The organism is Lysobacter sp. BMK333-48F3, from assembly GCF_019733395.1.
Lineage (GTDB): Bacteria > Pseudomonadota > Gammaproteobacteria > Xanthomonadales > Xanthomonadaceae > Lysobacter.
This window is the reverse complement of sequence record NZ_JAIHOO010000001.1, coordinates 3,239,853-3,256,579: the sequence shown is the minus strand read 5'-3', so window position 1 is coordinate 3,256,579 and position 16,727 is coordinate 3,239,853. Positions and strand designations below refer to the sequence as shown.

The 16,727-nt window shown below is 71.6% G+C and carries 13 protein-coding genes and 1 pseudogene; 8 read left to right on the top strand and 6 right to left on the bottom strand.

The genetic code is table 11. The features are described from left to right. Positions 1-23 precede the first annotated feature (23 nt). The 3 genes from K4L06_RS13930 to K4L06_RS13920 form a co-directional block, all read right to left on the bottom strand. Positions 24-1,736, bottom strand: coding sequence for an AMP-binding protein (locus tag K4L06_RS13930; protein ID WP_221671936.1), 1,713 nt, complete (start codon positions 1,734-1,736; stop codon positions 24-26). Positions 1,737-1,806: 70 nt separating this feature from the next. Then, positions 1,807-3,726, bottom strand: a complete 1,920-nt coding sequence (gene mdoH, locus K4L06_RS13925; protein ID WP_221671935.1) for a glucans biosynthesis glucosyltransferase MdoH — start codon at positions 3,724-3,726, stop codon at positions 1,807-1,809. Next, positions 3,723-5,243, bottom strand: a complete 1,521-nt coding sequence (locus tag K4L06_RS13920; protein WP_221671934.1) for a glucan biosynthesis protein G — start codon at positions 5,241-5,243, stop codon at positions 3,723-3,725. Before K4L06_RS13920 ends, mdoH begins: the two co-directional genes overlap by 4 nt. A 238-nt stretch (positions 5,244-5,481) precedes the next feature. Between K4L06_RS13920 and K4L06_RS13915 the strand changes: the two are divergent. Then, positions 5,482-6,591, top strand: a pseudogene (locus tag K4L06_RS13915) (glycosyltransferase family 1 protein); the annotation flags it as partial. 131 nt (positions 6,592-6,722) lie between these two features. Continuing rightward, positions 6,723-7,262: a phosphatase PAP2 family protein gene (locus K4L06_RS13910; RefSeq protein ID WP_221673633.1), complete on the top strand. Its 540-nt coding sequence runs from the start codon at positions 6,723-6,725 to the stop codon at positions 7,260-7,262. Between the two features lie 438 nt (positions 7,263-7,700). On the opposite strand, the gene K4L06_RS13905 is transcribed toward K4L06_RS13910, so the two are convergent. From K4L06_RS13905 to creD, 3 genes are all read right to left on the bottom strand, one after another. Further along, the gene (locus K4L06_RS13905; RefSeq protein WP_221671932.1) at positions 7,701-8,594 is read right to left on the bottom strand and encodes a carbon-nitrogen hydrolase family protein; all 894 of its coding nucleotides are present in this window, start codon (positions 8,592-8,594) and stop codon (positions 7,701-7,703) included. Further along, on the bottom strand, positions 8,591-9,199 hold the full coding sequence (locus K4L06_RS13900; RefSeq protein ID WP_221671931.1) for a GNAT family N-acetyltransferase: 609 nt from the start codon (positions 9,197-9,199) through the stop codon (positions 8,591-8,593). The genes K4L06_RS13905 and K4L06_RS13900 overlap by 4 nt, the downstream gene beginning before the upstream one ends. A gap of 118 nt (positions 9,200-9,317) precedes the next feature. Next, complete coding sequence (gene creD / locus K4L06_RS13895; RefSeq protein ID WP_221671930.1) at positions 9,318-10,721, bottom strand: cell envelope integrity protein CreD; 1,404 nt, start codon at positions 10,719-10,721, stop codon at positions 9,318-9,320. A 488-nt stretch (positions 10,722-11,209) separates the two neighbouring features. On the opposite strand from creD, the gene K4L06_RS13890 reads away from it, so the two are divergent. The 6 genes from K4L06_RS13890 (at position 11,210) to K4L06_RS13865 (ending at position 16,690) form a co-directional block, all read left to right on the top strand. Further along, positions 11,210-11,827 carry a hypothetical protein gene (locus K4L06_RS13890; protein ID WP_221671929.1) on the top strand — a complete coding sequence of 206 codons (618 nt, stop codon included), beginning with the start codon at positions 11,210-11,212 and terminating at the stop codon, positions 11,825-11,827. A gap of 97 nt (positions 11,828-11,924) precedes the next feature. After that, positions 11,925-12,617, top strand: coding sequence for a hypothetical protein (locus K4L06_RS13885; protein ID WP_221671928.1), 693 nt, complete (start codon positions 11,925-11,927; stop codon positions 12,615-12,617). Further along, a complete protein-coding gene (locus K4L06_RS13880; RefSeq protein ID WP_221671927.1) occupies positions 12,614-13,072 on the top strand; it encodes a hypothetical protein in 459 nt (152 codons plus the stop codon). The genes K4L06_RS13885 and K4L06_RS13880 overlap by 4 nt, the downstream gene beginning before the upstream one ends. Next, a complete protein-coding gene (locus K4L06_RS13875) occupies positions 13,072-13,866 on the top strand; it encodes a hypothetical protein (protein ID WP_221671926.1) in 795 nt (264 codons plus the stop codon). Before K4L06_RS13880 ends, K4L06_RS13875 begins: the two co-directional genes overlap by 1 nt. A gap of 32 nt (positions 13,867-13,898) precedes the next feature. Further along, positions 13,899-15,899, top strand: coding sequence for a carboxypeptidase-like regulatory domain-containing protein (locus K4L06_RS13870; protein WP_221671925.1), 2,001 nt, complete (start codon positions 13,899-13,901; stop codon positions 15,897-15,899). After that, positions 15,896-16,690 (top strand): EAL domain-containing protein, encoded by a 795-nt coding sequence (locus K4L06_RS13865; RefSeq protein ID WP_221671924.1) that lies wholly within the window; start codon positions 15,896-15,898, stop codon positions 16,688-16,690. The genes K4L06_RS13870 and K4L06_RS13865 overlap by 4 nt, the downstream gene beginning before the upstream one ends. Positions 16,691-16,727: the final 37 nt, after the last annotated feature.

Genomic DNA, 16,727 nt, shown 5'->3' with positions numbered 1-16,727 from the left:
GGCGAGGCGCGCCTGCGCCCGGCTCAGCCCGCGCCGGGGCGCCGCGCCAACAGCTCGACCATCCGCTCGCGCATCAGGTACTTCTGCGGCTTGCCGCTGATCGTCATCGGCAAAGCGTCGACGAATTCGACGTAGCGCGGAATCTTGTAGTGGGCGATGCGCCCCTGGCAGAAGCCGCGCAGGGCTTCGGCATCGAGCGCGGCGCCTTCGGCCAGGCGGACCCAGGCGCAGACTTCCTCGCCGAACTTCTCGTCGGGCACGCCGAACACCTGCACATCGGCGATCGCCGGATGGGTGTAGAGGAATTCCTCGACTTCGCGCGGATACACGTTCTCGCCGCCCCGGATCAGCATGTCCTTGAGCCGGCCGACGATGCGGCAATAGCCGTCGGCGTCGATCGTGGCCTGGTCGCCGGTATGCATCCAGCCCTCGCCGTCGACCGCCTCGGCGGTGCGGCGCGGATCGCCCCAATAGCCCTGCATCACCGAGTAACCGCGGGTCAGCAGCTCGCCGACCTGGCCGCGCGGCACAGTGGCGCCGCGCTCGTCGACGATCCGCACTTCCACATGCGGGTGGACCCGGCCGACCGAGTCCACGCGCCGCTGCAGCGGGTCGTCGGGCACGGTCTGGAAGCTGACCGGGCTGGTCTCGGTCATGCCGTAGGCGATGGTCACCTGCTCCATGTGCATGCGCCCGACCACCTGCTTCATCACCTCGATCGGGCAGTTGGCGCCGGCCATGATGCCGGTGCGCAGGCTGCTCAGGTCGAACTCGGCGAAACGCGGGTGCTGCAGCTGGGCGATGAACATGGTCGGCACGCCGTGCAGGCCGGTGCAATGCTCGGCGGCGACCGTCTGCAGGGTGATCAGGGGATCGAAGCCTTCGCCCGGAATCACCATGCAGGCGCCGTGGGTGGCGCAGGCCATATTGCCCAGGACCATGCCGAAGCAGTGATAGAACGGCACCGGGATGCACAGCCGGTCGCGCTCGCTCAGCCGCATCGCCTGCCCGACGAAGAAGCCGTTGTTGACGATGTTGCGGTGGGTCAGGGTCGCGCCCTTGGGCGCGCCGGTGGTGCCGGAGGTGAACTGGATGTTGATCGGGTCGTCCGGCGACAGCTGCTCGCTCAGGCTGCGCAGCAACGCGTGCGCGGCCGGGTCGTCGCAGGCGGCGACCGCATCGAAGGCGTGCGCGCCCGGCGGCGGCTCGCCCGCACCCATGATCAGTACGTGGCGCAAGTCCGGCAGGCGCCGCGCGCGCAGCAGGCCGGGCGGGTGGCGGCCGAGCTCCGGCGCCAGTTCGCGCAGCATGTCCAGGTAGTTCGAGCTCTTGAACGAAGGCACGATCACCAGCGCGCGGCAGCCGACCAGGTTCAAGGCGTATTCCAGCTCGTGAGTGCGATACGCCGGATTGATGTTGACCAGGATCAGCCCGGCGCGCGCGCTGGCGAACTGCAGCAATACCCATTCGGCGCGGTTGAGCGACCACACCCCGATCCGGTCGCCGGGCGCCAGGCCGAGCCTGAGCAGGCCGGCGGCGAGCCGGGTCGTCGCGGCGTCGAACGCGCGCCAGCTCAGGCGCAGGTGCTGCGGCGGCACCACCAGCGCTTCGCGCTTGGGCCAGGCGGCGGCGATGCGGGCGAGCATCGCGCCGATGGTTTCGTCCAGCAGCGCTGGCGCGGTCGCGCCGACGACGTGGCTCAGCGCGGGATCGGGAGCGTCGCGGGTCTGGTCCATGCGCCGAGCATAGCCCCTCGCCGCACCGCGCAAACGCCCGCGGCCGCCCGGGCCGCGGCCGATCCGTGACTCAGGCTGAGGAACGCTGGGCCGCCTCGATGCGCAACTGCCGCGCCCGCACCAGCACCGGCGGCGGGGCGATTTCCTCCGGGATGCGGAAGATCCCGAGCTTGCGCAGGAACAGCCCCGGCGCGCGCGAAGAAGTGAACGCGACCACCGGGATCGACACGACCAGGCCCAGGATCACCGGCGACATCCACGCCGCCAGCGGCGGCGAAATCACATAAGCCATCGAGCCGATCAACAAGCCGAGCAGGCTCAGCCCGCCGTAGCTGCGGATCAGCCCCGACAGCGGCAGGCTGCCGTCGTCGCGGCGCTGCGACTCCCAGCCCGAGTCCTTGCCGGCCAGCACTTCGGCCACGCCGCGCGACTGCACGTACATGGTGATCGGCGCCATCAGCGCCGCCAGCAGGGTCTCGAAGATCATGCTGACGAAGGCGCGCACCGCGCCGCCGCAGCCGCGCCGGGTTTCCGGATCGGTCAGCAGGGCCAGGTAGGCCATGAACTTCGGCGCCAGCAGCACCGCCATGGTCGCCACGAACACCCACAGCACCCGGTCCGGGTCCTGGTCGCGCCAGTAGGCGCTGGGCGAGAAGCCCGGCAAGCGCACGCTGTCCCAGTTGAAGAAACCGGCGTGGTCGAGCGGAATCGCCAGGCCGATCAGCATCAGCATCGCCCACATCGGCGCGGTGAAGTAATGGCCGATGCCGATCAGCAGGTGCAGGCGATTGATCCAGTGCAGGCCGCGCGCCGGCAGCACCGCGGTGTGCTGCAGATTGCCCTGGCACCAGCGCCGGTCGCGCACCAGCATGTCGGTCAGCGACGGCGGACCTTCCTCGTAGCTGCCGACCAGGCCCGGCACCATGTGCAGGGCCCAGCCGCCGCGGCGCATCAACGCGGCCTCGACGAAATCGTGGCTGAGCACAGTGCCGCCGAACGGGCGCCGGCCGCGCAGTTCGGGCAGGCCGGCGTGATCGGCGAAGGCGCGGGTGCGGATGATCGCGTTGTGGCCCCAGTAATTGCTTTCCGCGCCGTGCCACCAGGCGATGCCGTAGGCGATCACCGGGCCGTACACGCGGCCGGCGAACTGCTGCATGCGCGCGAACAGGGTCTGGCCGTTGACGATCATCGGCAGGGTCTGGATCAGGGCCACGTCCGGATGCCGCTCCATCGCTCCGGACAGCTTCACGATGACCTCGCCGGTCATCAGGCTGTCGGCGTCGAGGATCAGCATGTGCGGATAGGCCGCGCCGAAGCGGCGCACCCACTCGGCGATGTTGCCGGCCTTGCGCTCGGCGTTGTTCTTGCGCCGGCGATAGAAGATCCGCGCCTGGCCGCCGGTGCGCTCGCGCAGCGCCTGGAACGCGCGGATCTCGGCCTGGCGGATCGGTTCCTTGGTGGTGTCGCTGAGGATGAAGAAGTCGAAGCGGTCGAGCTGGCCGGTGGCGGCGACCGATTCGTAGATCGCCTGCAGGCCGGCCATCAGCCGCTCGGGGTCCTCGTTGTAGGTCGGCGCCAGCAAGGCGGTGCGTTCGCCCAGCGCGGGCAGTTCGCCGTCCTGCTTCAGGCCCAGCCGCCAACGCCGCCGCGACAGGATCAGGGCGAAACCGGCCAAGGCGCTGGTGAAGGCCAGCGCGATCCAGGCGAACAGGAACACGAACAGCAGCAACAGCACGCCTTCGAGCAGATTCAGCCCGCCGACGTAGAGCACGCGCAGGATCTGATAGGCCGCGACCAGGGTCAGCAGCGCGGCGCCGCCGATCACGTACAGGCGGCGCCAGGCCATCGCGCTGGGCACGGTCGGCAGCGGCGCCCGCGACAGCGCGCCGGCGGACAGCGTCTGCACGGGCATCGCCAACGGCGACTCCGGCGGCAAGGCCTCGAACGGCACGGAACTGGGACGGTGCAACGGAGCGACGGTGGGATTCATGCGGTCCAACGATAAAGCCAGGTTTCGGAAACAGGACCGCGCTCGTCTTCGAGCACGGCGCGCAATTCGATCGCGCGCGCGTCCTGCGGTTGCAATTCGAAGGCCATGCGCCAGCCGCCGGTGCCGGCGTTGGCGTGCGCGACCGCGTCGACGACGCGGCCGGCCGAGGCCCACACCGACGCGCGCAAGCGCGCGTCGCGGCCGAGCGCGGCCAGGCGGCCGCCCTCCAGGTCGATCACCACCCGCCGCGCGCCGTCGCGGCCGGCGCCGATGCGGGTGCCGGCGACGCTCGCCAGCTCCGGCTTCCAGGCGTGGCGCGCGCACCAGTGCAGGCGGTAGTCGTAACGGTGTTCGCGGCCGGCCGCCAGCGCCGCGCGCGGGCGCCAGAAGGCGACGATGTTGTCGTGGTATTCGTCGCCGGTCGGAATCTCGATCAGGTGCACCGCGCCCTCGCCCCAATCGCCGAGCGGCTCCACCCACAGGCTGGGCCGGCGCTCGTAATGCGCCTCGGCATCGGCGTAGTCGGCGAAGGCGCGCTTGCGCTGCATCAGGCCGAAACCGCGCGGGCGTCGGTCCTGGAACGCGCTTTCCTGCAATGCGCGCGGATTGTGCAGCGGGCGCCAGATCTGCTCGCCGGCGCCGTTGTACAACGCCAAGCCGTCGGAGTCGTGCACCGAAGGACGGAAGTCGTCGATGCCGACCCGGTTGGCCGCGTCGAAGTGGTACATGCTGGTCAACGGCGCGATGCCGACCCGCTGCAGGGCCACGCGCGGGTACAACCGCAACTGCGTGTCGAACACGGTCTCGGTGCCGGGGGTGATCGAAAACCGCATCGCCCCCGCCACGCTGGGGCTGTCGAGCAAGGCGTGGACCACGATGCTGCGCGCGCGCCGCGCCGGCCGTTCGATCCAGAAACCGGTGAACGCCGGGAACTCCTCGTCCTGGCCGGCGCCGGTGTTCAGCGCCAGGCCGCGCGCCGACAGGCCGTACAGCAGGTCCTTGGCGACCGCGCGGAAATAGCTGGCGCCGAGGAAGGCGGCGACTTCGTCGTAGTAGTCGGCGCGGTTGATCGGGCCGTGGATGCGGAAACCGGCGAAGCCCAGGTCGTCCTGCTGCGGCTTGGGCGCGGCGCCGAAGCTGAACATCTGCGGCCGGTACACCAGCGGCGTGGCCTGCCCGGCTTCGACCAGGTGCACGTCGACCCGCTGCTTGAACAGGAAGCCGCGGTGGAAGCACTGCAGCTGGAACGGCAGCCGCTCGGCCTTCCACAGCGCCTGCGCCGGGTCGAAACGGATGTCGCGGTAGCGGTCGTAGGGGATCGCGGCCAGCGCCGGCGGCAGCTCGCTGTCGCCGGCGCGGTAGGGTTTCGCGGCCAGCGCGCGCGCCAGCGCAGGCACCGTGTCCGGGCCGAACGGGCGCGCCGGCCCGGCCGCGGCCAGCGCCGCCCACGGCGAGGCCGCGCCCAGGCCCAGCCAAGGCAACGACAGCCCGGTTTTGAGTAGCTCGCGTCGGTGCACCGGCGGGGGATCCGGATCCAATGAATCGGGCGATTGTAGGGATCGGGTTGTTAACACTCCGGAACGTGACCCCAGTGTGCCGGCATTGACGGCCCGGGCCCGACCCGTTCCGCGGCGGGCAAATGCGCTTTGCGTCACGGTCTCGAAGTCGGCCCCGGCCCGCGTCATGCCACGGTCATGCCGGCGCCATCGCCGGGACATGCCGCGCGCCCAGGCTTGCCCAAACCGGGAGCCGCGCATGCGCTACGCGATCGTCACCGAGACCTATCCGCCGGAGATCAACGGCGTCGCCCTGACCGTCCAGGGTTTGGAACAGGGTCTGCGCGAGCGCGGTCACGCGGTCGAGCTGGTGCGGCCGCGCCAGGCCGGCGACCCAGCCCGGGGCCCGGGGCAGGAGTTGCTGGTGCGCGGCCTGCCGCTGCCGCGTTATCCGGGGCTGCGCTTCGGCCTGCCCTGCGCCGGCCGCCTGCGCGCGGCCTGGACCCGGCAGCGTCCGGACGCGATCTACGTCGCCACCGAAGGCCCGCTGGGCTGGTCGGCGCTGCGCGCCGCGCGCCGGCTCGGCATCCCCGCCGCGACCGGCTTCCACACCCGCTTCGACGAGTACATGCGCGACTACGGCGCGCCCTGGCTCGGTGGCGTCGCCCTGGACTGGATGCGCCGCTTCCATAACGGCGCCGACGCGACCCTGGTGCCGACCCGCGAGCTGGTCGAGTTCCTGCGCGCGCGCCGCTTCGAAGACGTGGTGCGGCTGCCGCGCGCGGTCGATACCGCGCTGTTCGCCCCGCACCGACGCAGCGCCGCGCTGCGCCGCGACTGGGGCCTGGGCGAGGACGGCTTGGCGGCGATCTACGTCGGCCGGGTCGCCCCGGAGAAGAATCTCGACCTGGCGGTGCGCGCGTTCCGCTCGCTACAGGCGCAACGGCCGCAGGCGCGCTTCGTCTGGGTCGGCGACGGGCCTTCGCGCGAGAAGCTGCAGCGCGACAACCCGGACTTCATCTTCTGCGGCCTGCAGCGCGGCCCCGCCCTGGCCAGCCATTTCGCCAGCGGCGACCTGTTCCTGTTCCCCAGCCACAGCGAGACCTTCGGCAACGTCACCCTGGAAGCGATGGCCAGCGGGGTGCCGACGGTGGCCTTCGACTACGGCGCCGCCCACGAACACCTGCGCGACGGCGTCGACGGCGCGGCGATCGCCGACGGCGACGACGCCGGCTTCGTCGCCGCGGCGGTGCGGATCGGCGGCGACGACGCGCTGCGCGCGGCGATGGCGCGCGCCGGCCGCGAAGCAATCGCCGGCCTGCGCCCGGAACAGGTCGCGGCCGACTTCGATGCCCTGCTGCGCGGCCTGGCCGAACGCAACACGCCCGGGCGCCCGCGCCGCAGCGACGACGGCGCCGAAACCGCCGCTCGGCCCGCGGCCGAAACCGTCGCTCCCCCCACCGCTCCCGGCAAACCGCCCCAGGAGGTCGCATGAACCGCATGCCCTTGCGCAAACGCCTCAGCGACGGCGAATCCGGCTGGTGCCTGCGCGCCAACCGGCTCGGCGAACGCAACGGTTCGCGCGCCTACTTCGCCGCGATCAGCCGGCTCGGCGACGGCGTGTTCTGGTACTCGCTGATGGCCGGCCTGATCGTCGCCGACGGTTACGACGGCCTGCGCGCCTCGCTGCACCTGGCCGCGACCGGGGTGATCGCGCTGGCGCTGTACAAACTGCTCAAGCGCTGGACCCGGCGTCCGCGTCCGTTCGCCTCCGACCAGCGCATCCACGCCTGGGTCGCGCCGCTGGACGAGTTCAGCTTTCCCTCCGGCCACACCCTGCATGCCGTCGCCTTCAGCCTGGTCGCGATGGCCCACTACCCGATCCTGGCCTGGTTGCTGATCCCGTTCACCGCCAGCGTCGCCGCCTCGCGCGTGGTGCTGGGCCTGCATTACCCCAGCGACGTGCTCGCCGCGACCGCGATCGGCAGCGCGCTGGCCGGGCTGTCGTTGTGGCTGGTGCCCGGCGTGTCGTTGTGGTGAGGCCGGGAATCGGGAATCGGGAATCGGGAATCGGGAATCGGGAATCGGGAATCGGGAATCGGGAAGAGCAAATCCCCCCTGCCCCCTTTTGCAAAGGGGGGAAAGGCGATGCTGCCTCGGGGGGAGCGCGCAGCCGGGGTAGGAGCGGCGTCCCACGGGATTTCCTCCGGTCACAAGCCGCGACCGCCCTGCTCCGATCTCGCGGCGCCGTCGGCCTGCCCCTGTAGGAGCGGCGTCAGCCGCGACAACCGAAGCGAGGCCATACCACGTCCGCTGCCGAAGCGATTCGAACACTAGGCGCTGGCTTGAACAGCCTCGTGCATGCAGGCTTCTTGCGGCCGCGCTTGCGCACGTCATTTCGATGGGCGGCTCATGACCGGAGCAAATCCCCGTGGGACGCCGCTCCTACAGGCGCGCGGGTTGCGCGACGACCGTGGATCAGCCCCGCGGCTCCCAGCCCTGCAACCTCGCCCGCGCGATCGCCGGGGCGTGCTGGCCGGGCCAGTCGCGGTCGTTGGCGACCTGCGCCTGCGCGCGGCTGGCCTCGAGCGCGGCGAAGTCCAGGTCGGCATAGGCCCAGCGTTGTCCGCCGCGGGTCTGCGCCAGCACGCCGTCGGCCGGCAGGCCCACGTCCATCGGCGCGTACACCGCGGCCTCGCCGGTGTTGACGTCCAGCGCCGGGCTCCAGGCCGCGTCGCCCGCGGTGACCGCCTGGGCGACGAAGCAGCGGTTCTCCAGCGCCCGCGCCAGGCAGCCGACCCGCACCCGGGTCGCGCCGGCGTCGGTGTCGGTGCAGCTCGGCGCCAGCAGCAGCCGCGCGCCGGCCTCGCATTGCGCGCGCACCGGCAGCGGGAACTCGATGTCGTAGCAGATCGCGATGCCCGCGCGCGCCGCGCCCAGGGCGAAGGCGCTCAATTCGTTGCCGGCCTCGATCACCCCGGCGCGCTTTTCGAACCCGGTCAGCTGCAGCTTGTCCTGCCACACCCGCCCGCCGTCGGGCGCGAAGGCGTAGCTGCGATTGCGATAACGGCCGTGCCCGGGATCGAACAGAAAACTGCCGGCGACCACGTGCAGGCGCAGTTCGCGCGCGAGCAGGCCGAACAGTTCCAGCCAGGCGCCGTGATAGGCCTGGGTGGCGACCAGCGAAGCGTGCAGATCGCCCTGGGTCGCCGCGCCGAAGGTCGCGCCCAGCTCCAGCGACAGATACTCCGGCAACACCGCCACCTGCGCGCCGCCGGCGCGCGCCTCGGCCAGCCACTGCGCCTGCTTGTCGGCGAACTCGGCGAAATCGCGCGGCGCGCCGATCCGGTACTTGGCCACCGCCACTCTCATCGCGCTCGCTCCAACGGCCGCAGCCAGAAACTCAGGGTATGCGGCTGTTCGCCGCAGCCGATCTCGCTCCAGCTCAGGTGGGCGCGCAGTTCGGGACGATGGGTATAGCCGCGCTTGCGCCAGAAGACCTCGTTGCCGCGATGGAACGCCGGCCGGCGCGGGTCGTCGGGGTCGCGCTCGACCGAGCAGAACGTGGTCCAGCGCAGGTCGCCTAGCGCGCGCGCGTGCGCCTCGCGCAGATCGAAGAAACGGTGGCCGACGCCGAGCCCGCGATACTCCGGCAGCAGCACCGATTCGCCGCAGTAGAACACGTGCTCGACCTGGACCAGGTGGCCGTCGAAGGCGGCGCGGATCTCGTCGGTCTCGTCGCTCAGCGGCAGCCCGGTCGAGGCGCCGACCACCCGGCCGCCGTCGAAGGCCAGCACCACCACGCTGCGCCAGGAGTCGCGATAGGTGCGCAGGTACCGCTCCTCGTACTGCGCGTCGCCGTCGTACAGATACGGCCATTCGCGGAACACCCGCATGCGCAGTTCGGCCAATGCCGGCAGATGCGGGGCGATTTCCACTCCAGCGAAACTGCGGATTACGGGCATCGGCTTTTTCATCGCTCCATCTTAGTCAGCGCCGGTGCGCTGCGCCGTCCCTGGCGCGATTTTTTCTGTATCAAGGTTTGCGCAACCGCCGTTGCGCTGCGCCCGGGGCCTCCGGGCGCAGCGCGGGGGCTCAGGCCGGGCCGACCGGCGGGTCCGGCACCGGCGCGCGCCGCGGCAGGCCGCCGCCGAGCTGATACCAGTCGACCTTGCGGGTCACCGCCATGATCGTGGCCAGGATCAGGAACAGCAGGCCGGCGCCGAGCACCAGGGCGTTGTCCTCCGACACCAGCAGCCCGTACAGGGCGCCGTACAGCGTGGTCAGCATGGCGCCGAAGCCCAGCGCGCGCACCAGGCTGCGCAGCACCGCGCTCAGGTAGAACACCAGCAGGCCGATGCAGGCCGCGCTCGCCGCCAGATAGGCCTGGCCGAAGGCGATGTGCTCGCTGAGGCTGACCAGCAACAGGAAGAAGATCGCCAGCGCCAGGCCGACCAGGCCGTACTGGATCGGGTGGATGCGCAGTTGCTTGATCAGTTCGAACATGAAGAAGCCGACGAAGGTCAGCAGCACGAACAGCAGGCCGTACTTGGTCGCGCGATCGGCCTGGCTGTAGACGTTGACCGGGTCCTTCAGCGTCACCTGCACCGCGTTGATCTCGCCGCCGGGCTCGTTGGCCGCCTCGTCGCGGGCCAGGTGCACGGCCGGCAGCACGGTGCCGGCCAGGTACTGGCGCTGGGCGTTGGTCGCCACCGAAGCCACTTGCCATTCGGCGCGGAAGCCGTCCTTGCCGATGTCGTCCGAGCTGGGCGGGAAGCTGCCGCCGTAGTTGGGGTGCGGCCACTTGGAATGCAGGGCGAAGCGGTTGTTCTTGCCCAGCGGCACCAGGGCCAGCGATTCGGTGCCGCCGAGGACGAAGCTCAGCTCGGTGTTCAGGCGCAACTGGGCGCCCGGCGCCGGGATCGCCAGGCGGGCATGGATGCCGCCGCCGTCGCGCGCGCCCAGGCCGTCCTCGATCGCCGCCTCGACCCCGTTCAAGCGCAGCTTCGGCGCGCGCAGGCCGCGCACGTCGGTGAAGGCGTAGCTGATCCACGGCCGGCCGATGCTGCGCACCCGGCCGTTGCGGACCGGGTCGGCCGCCGGCTCGGCCGGAATCGTCGCGCTGAAGTCGGCGCGCGCGCTGCCGGCCCAGTCGTATACCCGCACCTTGTGCAGGCCGAGCTGGCGCACCCGCGGCAGCAGTTCGCCGTCGACGTCGAGCTTGTTGGGGAAGAAGGTCCAGTGACCGAGCTCGCGGCGGCGCACCTGCTTGATCGCGCCGTCGAGGTCCTTCTGCTGCTCGATCCAGGTGTCCTCGTACGGCACCACCAGCACCGGCCCGGAAAACGCCTGCGCGCCGGCGTAGCTGCGCGCGATCTTGTTCACCGCCTCGGCGCGATAGCCCTGCCGCTCGTCGATGATCCCGCCGATCATCAGCAGCGGAATCAGGATCGCCAGGGTCATCCCCAGCACCAACAACATCTTCAGCCACACCCGCATGGTCTTGCTCCTGGTTACGAACTCGGAGCGCAGCTTGCGCAGCCCGTGCGTAGAGGCGATGGCCCGGCGGTGTGGCGGCAGTGAAGCAGCGGTGAAGCACGCACGCGACGCGATGCGCGGCCGGACCACCGCCCCGGCACGGACGCCAGGTTTCGGCCCTGCTTTCGCTACCCGTCCGGCGCCGCGGCGCAGCGGTCGGCCGCCTCCGCCGCCTTCATAAATCTGAATTGGGAAACGACGCGATCTTCGGCGTACAGGCCGTTATCGCCCGGTTTTCTGACCGCTAAGGGCCTGCGGACGTGCCGATCCTGGCCCGAAAAGACGCAAACCGACGCCTGGGGTCAGCTTCTGACTCACTTCTTCTCACGCAAAAATCACTTGCTGTTAACAATTTCAATGAGCTATCGATCACATTTCTTGGCACGGAACATGCTTTTGCCTGCCCTCAGCGTCCGGAGCCCCGGCCGCCCACCTCCTTTGGACACCGCATGATGCGCAAGCTTCCGACCTCTCTTCTGGCCGTCGCCCTGCTGGCCGGCGCGCCGCTGCTCGCCCAGGCCGAATCGCAGTACAGCACCGGCAGCGCCACCCCGCTGACCGCCGCCGCCAAGCTCGACTTCCAGATCACGATTCCGAAGATCCTGTTCCTGCGCGTCGGCAGCGGCGCCGACTACACCACCACCGCCACGGTCAACCAGATCGCCTTCGCGGTCCCGGCCGCCAACGTCGGCAACGGCGCCGCCGTGACCGCGACCGCGACCTCCGGCGACCTGGGCAACGGCGAGGTCACCGCCAAGGTGGTCGGCAACAACGGCAACATCACCCTCGGCGCGACCGCGCTGGGCGCGCTCAGCAACGGCGCCGCCGGCGACACCATTTCCTACAGCCAGATCGCCACTGCCAGCGACACCGCCGCCCTGCCGGCGCCGACGCTGACCGACGGCGCCTCGGCCCCGCTGACCATCGCCCCGGCCAGCGGCAAGGTGGTCAACCGCAGCGCGCGTTGGACCTACACCTACCTCAACAACAACGTCGTCGCCCCGGGCGTGTACGGCGGCGTCAACGCCAACAACAGCCGCGTCACCTACACCGCTTCGATGCCGTAAGCGGCGAGCCGGCGGCGCCTGGCGCCGCCCGCTACGCCACCGCCTCCCGCGGTCCGCCGCGGGAGGACGTCTCCGCCTCCGCACCGGAACCGCCGTCATGACGCCGTCGCTGCGCGCAATCCGCCAGATCAGCCCGATCAAGATCAGCGCGATCAAGATCAATCCGATCAAGAGCCGCACGTCCCGCTGGGCCCTGTTGCCGCTGGCCGCGCTGTGGTTCGGCGCCGCCCAGGCTTTCGTGGTCACCATCTCGCCCGGCACGCGCGCGGTCTACCTGCGCGTCGGCAACGGCGTATTCACCGGCACCTACCAAGGCGGGGGCACGCCGGGTTCCGGCGGCACGCTCAACAAGGTCTCGGTGACCGTGCCGGCCGCCCAGCTCGGCAACGGCAGCGATCAGTTGATGACCAGCGACGGCACCCAGACCACCAGCCATTACGACGGCTACACCTTCTGCAACGTGCCCAACGAGGTCTACGTCGGCGGCTTCTACCGCCGTTCGACCACCACCGGTTCGGCCAGCCTGACCGTCTCTTCGCCGGCCAATCTCGGCAACGGCAGCGGCGACAGCATTCCCTTCACCCAGATCGCCTGGGCCAGCAGCGGCAACGGCGACACCGACGCCCAGCCGATCCCGGCCGGCAGCTTCAACGGCGGCGTGCAGACCCTGGCCAGCTTCCCGGCCAACACCTGGCGCGAAAGCTGTCACCGTTTCCGCTACAGCAACGACGCGGTGGTCGCCGCCGGCACCTACACCGGGCGGGTGGTCTACACCCTGAGCGCGCCATGAGCCGCGCGCTTGCGATCGTGCTGCTGTGGCTGTGCGCCGGCCTGGCCCCGGCCGCGACCTTCCGCGTCGACGACAGCGCCAGCCAGGTGCTCGACAACGACGTGCAGATGCGCTGGGACGACGCCGTGCCCGGCCGCAACGCGCGCCAGACCGTGTCCGGCGCCTTGACCGTGCTGGTGCGCCTGGACCTGTCGCCGTGGCAGGGCCGCCAGGGCCGCGTCTACATGACCCTGCCCGCTTCGCCGTCCGGTCCGATCCTGGCCGAGTGGACCACTCGCGGCCGCCTGCTGCCGGGCGCGCTGCGCGCCGGCGAGCGCGCCCTGGTCTACGCCGGCCCGCTGCCGGCCGGCCTGCTCGAGGACACCGTGCGCCTGAGCCTGCAAGCCGACGGCCAGCGCCTGGCGCGCGCCGAACAACTGCATTTCTCCTTCGAAATCGACCTGGACACCCCGTGATGCGCCTCGCCCGCCTGCGCGCCCTCGCCGCGCTGTTCGCGCTCCTGCCCGTCTGCGCCGCCGCGCAGGGCTTTTCGGCCCTGGTCTCGCCGCCGCGCTTCGAAGACTCGGCCAAGCCCGGCACCACCTACCGCAACGTGGTCGAGATCTCCAACCTGTCGCCGGCCGCGGCGCGCTACACGCTCAAGACCGCCGACTGGCGCCTGGACGCGCAGGGCGCGGCGATCTTCGACGAAGCCCTCGCCCCGGGCAGCTGCCGGCCGTGGGTCGGCCTGGAAGCGGCGCAGATCGAGGTCGGCGCGCAGGGCAAGCGGCGCTATCGCTTCGAGGTCGCGGTGCCGGCCGACGCGCCGGCCGGCGAGTGCCGCTTCGCGATCCTGCTGGAAGGCGAGCCGGAAACCGTGCGCGGCGCGGTGGCGCTGCCGGTGTCGGGACGGATCGGCATCATCGTCTACCTGGCCGTCGGCGATGCCGCGGCGCGATTGCAGACCCGCGCCAGCCGGGTCGAGCGGATCGACGGCCGCGATCTGCCGGTGCTGGAAGTGCACAACGCCGGCAACGCCCATTCGCGCCTGGAAGGCCTGATCGACGGCACCGACGCGCAGGGCCGCAAGCTCGCCTTCGCACCGTCCAACCTGCCGATCCTGCCCGGCGAAACGCGGCTGATCGCATTGCAGCCGCAGGGCGACGACCCGGCCACGCCGGCGCCGCCGGTGGCCTATCCCTTGCGGCTCAAGGGCGCCCTGGACTGGGACAAGCAGCGGCTCGAGCTCGACGCCGTGCTGGCCCGATGAGGCCAGTCCCACCCATCGTGGATTGGCCTGGCGTGGACTTGCTTGGCGTCAGCCGGCTTGGCGTCAGCCGGCCGATGCTGCGCCGGCTGGCCTGGTCCATCGCCGGCGCCCTGTTCGTCGCGCCGGTCGCGATGGCGCAGACCGCGCCCGACCCGGGCGCGTACCGCGACCGCATCATCGCGCCGCAGGCGCTGGCGCCGTTGCCGCCGGACGAGGACGAAGCGCCCGCCGACGACGGTCCGCCGCGCGCGCTGCGGGTCGAGCTGCACCTGGCGCGCAGCGAACGCGGCGAGCGCAGCTACGACGAGCACGGCCTCTCGGCCGGCGGCTTCTGGGAAACCGCCGACCACGGCAGCCTGTCGCTGGACGCGAACCTGTTCCGCAGCGATCGCCTGCACGGCGAAGACGGCGACGGCCGCGACTGGGGCGGGCTGGCCACGCTGTGGCAGCGCAACCTCTACCTCGACGGCGGCTGGCGCCTGGACAACGGCCTGGGCGTGCTCAACACCCCCGCGCCGGAGCTGCAACGCAACCAGTACCGGTTCTTCCTGCCGACCGCGCCGCTGGCCGGCGCCAGCACCCAGTGGCGGCAGGACGCCAGCGGCACCACCGCCTACGCCGCGTTCGGCCGCGCCGGCGTCTACGACGGCCGGCGCATGATCGGCTTCGACCCCGGCGACGGCCGGGTCGCCGCGGCCGGCGTGCAGTGGCGCAGCGGCGCGGCCTGGAGCCAGTCGCTGGCGCTGCTCGGCAGCGGCGGCCGGATCGTCGCCGACGGCCGCGGCGACATCGGCTTCGCTTCCGGCGACAGTCAGGCCGCGCACTGGGCCGGCGCCTGGCACTCGGCCAACGACAGCGTCCAGTTCAATCTGCTCGGCAGCCGCAGCGACGGCCGCGACGCCGCCGGCGCCTGGATCGACGCCAGCGCCAGGCGCGGCCGCTACCGCCACAACTACGGCGTGTTCTCGCTCGACCCGGGACTGGCCTGGGGCGCGCTGCCGATCAATCAGGACGTGCGCGGCGGCTACTACCGCATCGGCTACCAGTACGGACGCTGGCAGTGGAACGCCGGCATCGACGACATCCGCTCGATCGGCGGCGACGGCTTCGACGGCCAGTACGCCACCGCTTACGCGCGTTACCAGACCAGCAGCCGCATCGGCTACGGCGCCAGCCTCAGCCTGCGCCACGCCGACGGCAACGCGCATGCGGTGCAGTTGTTCGCCGACCGCGCCGGCGACTGGGGCCAGACCCGGCTGCAGTTCGACCACGCCGACGGCGCCGGCGCCGGCCGCAGCTGGCAGGCCAGCCTCGATCAGGCGCTGCCCTTGCGCGCCGGCCGGCGGCTGTCGGTGTCGCTGGGCTACGGCGAGATCGCCGACGCCGAACTCGGTTCGACCCGCACCGCCACCCTGGCCTTCTACGGCGGCCTGGCCCTGGGTTCGCGGGTCAGCCTGGACGGCAACGCGCGCTGGACCTACGGCGACGGCGCCAGCGCGCTGCGCGGCACCGACCTCAACCTCGGCCTGGACTGGCGCATCGCGCCGCGCTGGTCGCTCAACCTGGCCGTGTACCAGAGCCGCGGCCGCCAGCGCTCGCCGTTCGCGCTGGACCCGCTGGCGATCGAATCGCCGTTCCTGGCCTTGCCGCGCGAACGCTCGGCGCTGCTCAGCCTGCGCTACGACCGCCAGCGCGGCCGCAGCCAGGCGGTGCTCGGCGGCGCGCCGGGCGCGGCCACCGGCGGCATCGCCGGCTCGCTGTTCCTGGACGACAACGACGACGGCGTGCGCGCCGCCTCCGAACAGGCCGCAGCCGCCGTCACCGTGGTCCTGGACGGCCGCTACGCGGTGCGCACCGACAGCAACGGCGAATTCTCCTTTCCGCGCGTCTCGGTCGGCGAACACACCCTGGAGGTGATCGCCGACAACCTGCCGTTGCCGTGGTCGGTGCGCGAACAGTTCGCCCGCCGCCGCATCGAGGTGACGGTGCGGCGCAACGCGCGGGTCGACATTCCGGCGGTACGGCCGCGATGAGCGCCGTACCCCTGCCGCCGCGTTCGGCCCAGTCCGCGAGCCGGCGTTGCGCCGTTTCGGGCGCGTTCGCGATCGCCTTCCAGCCCATCGTCGATCTCGCCCGGCGCGAGGTGTTCGCCTACGAAGCGCTGGGGCGGCGCGCCGGCAGCGACGGCGCCGCGGCCTTGTTCGCCGGCCTGGACGCGCCGGCGCGCGCCGACCTGGAACGGCGCCTGGCGCGCGCGGCCCTGCGCGCCGCCGCGCACATGCCCGGCGGACAGCGGCTGTCGATCAACCTCGGTTCGTCGATGCTCGGCGACCCGATCGCCTTGCACGAGCTGCACCGCCAGGCGCAGTCGCTGGGCCTGGACGGCCAGCGCATCGTGTTCGAGTTCCCCGAGTCCTGTCCGATCGCGCGCAACGCCTGGAGCCGAGCGCAACGGTCGCTGCGCGATTGGGGCTACGCCACCGCGATCGACGACTTCGGCGCCGGCTATGCCGGCCTGGCGCTGCTCGCCGATTGCCCGCCGGACCTGCTCAAGATCGACATCGGCCTGGTCCGCGGCATCGCCGCCGACCGTCCCCGCCAGGTGATCGTCGCCGGCCTGGTCTCGATCGCCGCGCAACTGGGCATCGCCCTGATCGCCGAGGGCGTGGAAACCCAGGCCGACGCGGCCCAGCTCAAAGCGATGGGGATCGTGCTGCAGCAAGGCTATCTGTACGCCCGCGCCCAGGTCGGCCGCTGGCCGCAGCCCGCGCCCGACGTATGGGCCGCCGTCGGCGGACGCGCGATCGATCGCCGCGCCCTGTGATCCGGCGTCCCTGCAGCGGCGTAACCGCCTCTGTAGG

Bases quoted from the DNA above. Each gene is read 5' to 3' on its own strand.
- K4L06_RS13930 (WP_221671936.1), bottom strand. From the start codon at position 1,736: ATGGACCAGACCCGCGACGCTCCCGATCCCGCGCTGAGCCACGTCGTC.
- K4L06_RS13900 (WP_221671931.1), bottom strand. From the start codon at position 9,199: ATGAAAAAGCCGATGCCCGTAATCCGCAGTTTCGCTGGAGTGGAAATC.
- K4L06_RS13865 (WP_221671924.1), top strand. From the start codon at position 15,896: ATGAGCGCCGTACCCCTGCCGCCGCGTTCGGCCCAGTCCGCGAGCCGG.
- K4L06_RS13875 (WP_221671926.1), top strand. From the start codon at position 13,072: ATGCGCCTCGCCCGCCTGCGCGCCCTCGCCGCGCTGTTCGCGCTCCTG.
- K4L06_RS13910 (WP_221673633.1), top strand. From the start codon at position 6,723: ATGCCCTTGCGCAAACGCCTCAGCGACGGCGAATCCGGCTGGTGCCTG.
- K4L06_RS13880 (WP_221671927.1), top strand. From the start codon at position 12,614: ATGAGCCGCGCGCTTGCGATCGTGCTGCTGTGGCTGTGCGCCGGCCTG.
- K4L06_RS13890 (WP_221671929.1), top strand. From the start codon at position 11,210: ATGATGCGCAAGCTTCCGACCTCTCTTCTGGCCGTCGCCCTGCTGGCC.
- creD (WP_221671930.1), bottom strand. From the start codon at position 10,721: ATGCGGGTGTGGCTGAAGATGTTGTTGGTGCTGGGGATGACCCTGGCG.
- K4L06_RS13885 (WP_221671928.1), top strand. From the start codon at position 11,925: ATGACGCCGTCGCTGCGCGCAATCCGCCAGATCAGCCCGATCAAGATC.
- K4L06_RS13905 (WP_221671932.1), bottom strand. From the start codon at position 8,594: ATGAGAGTGGCGGTGGCCAAGTACCGGATCGGCGCGCCGCGCGATTTC.
- mdoH (WP_221671935.1), bottom strand. From the start codon at position 3,726: ATGAATCCCACCGTCGCTCCGTTGCACCGTCCCAGTTCCGTGCCGTTC.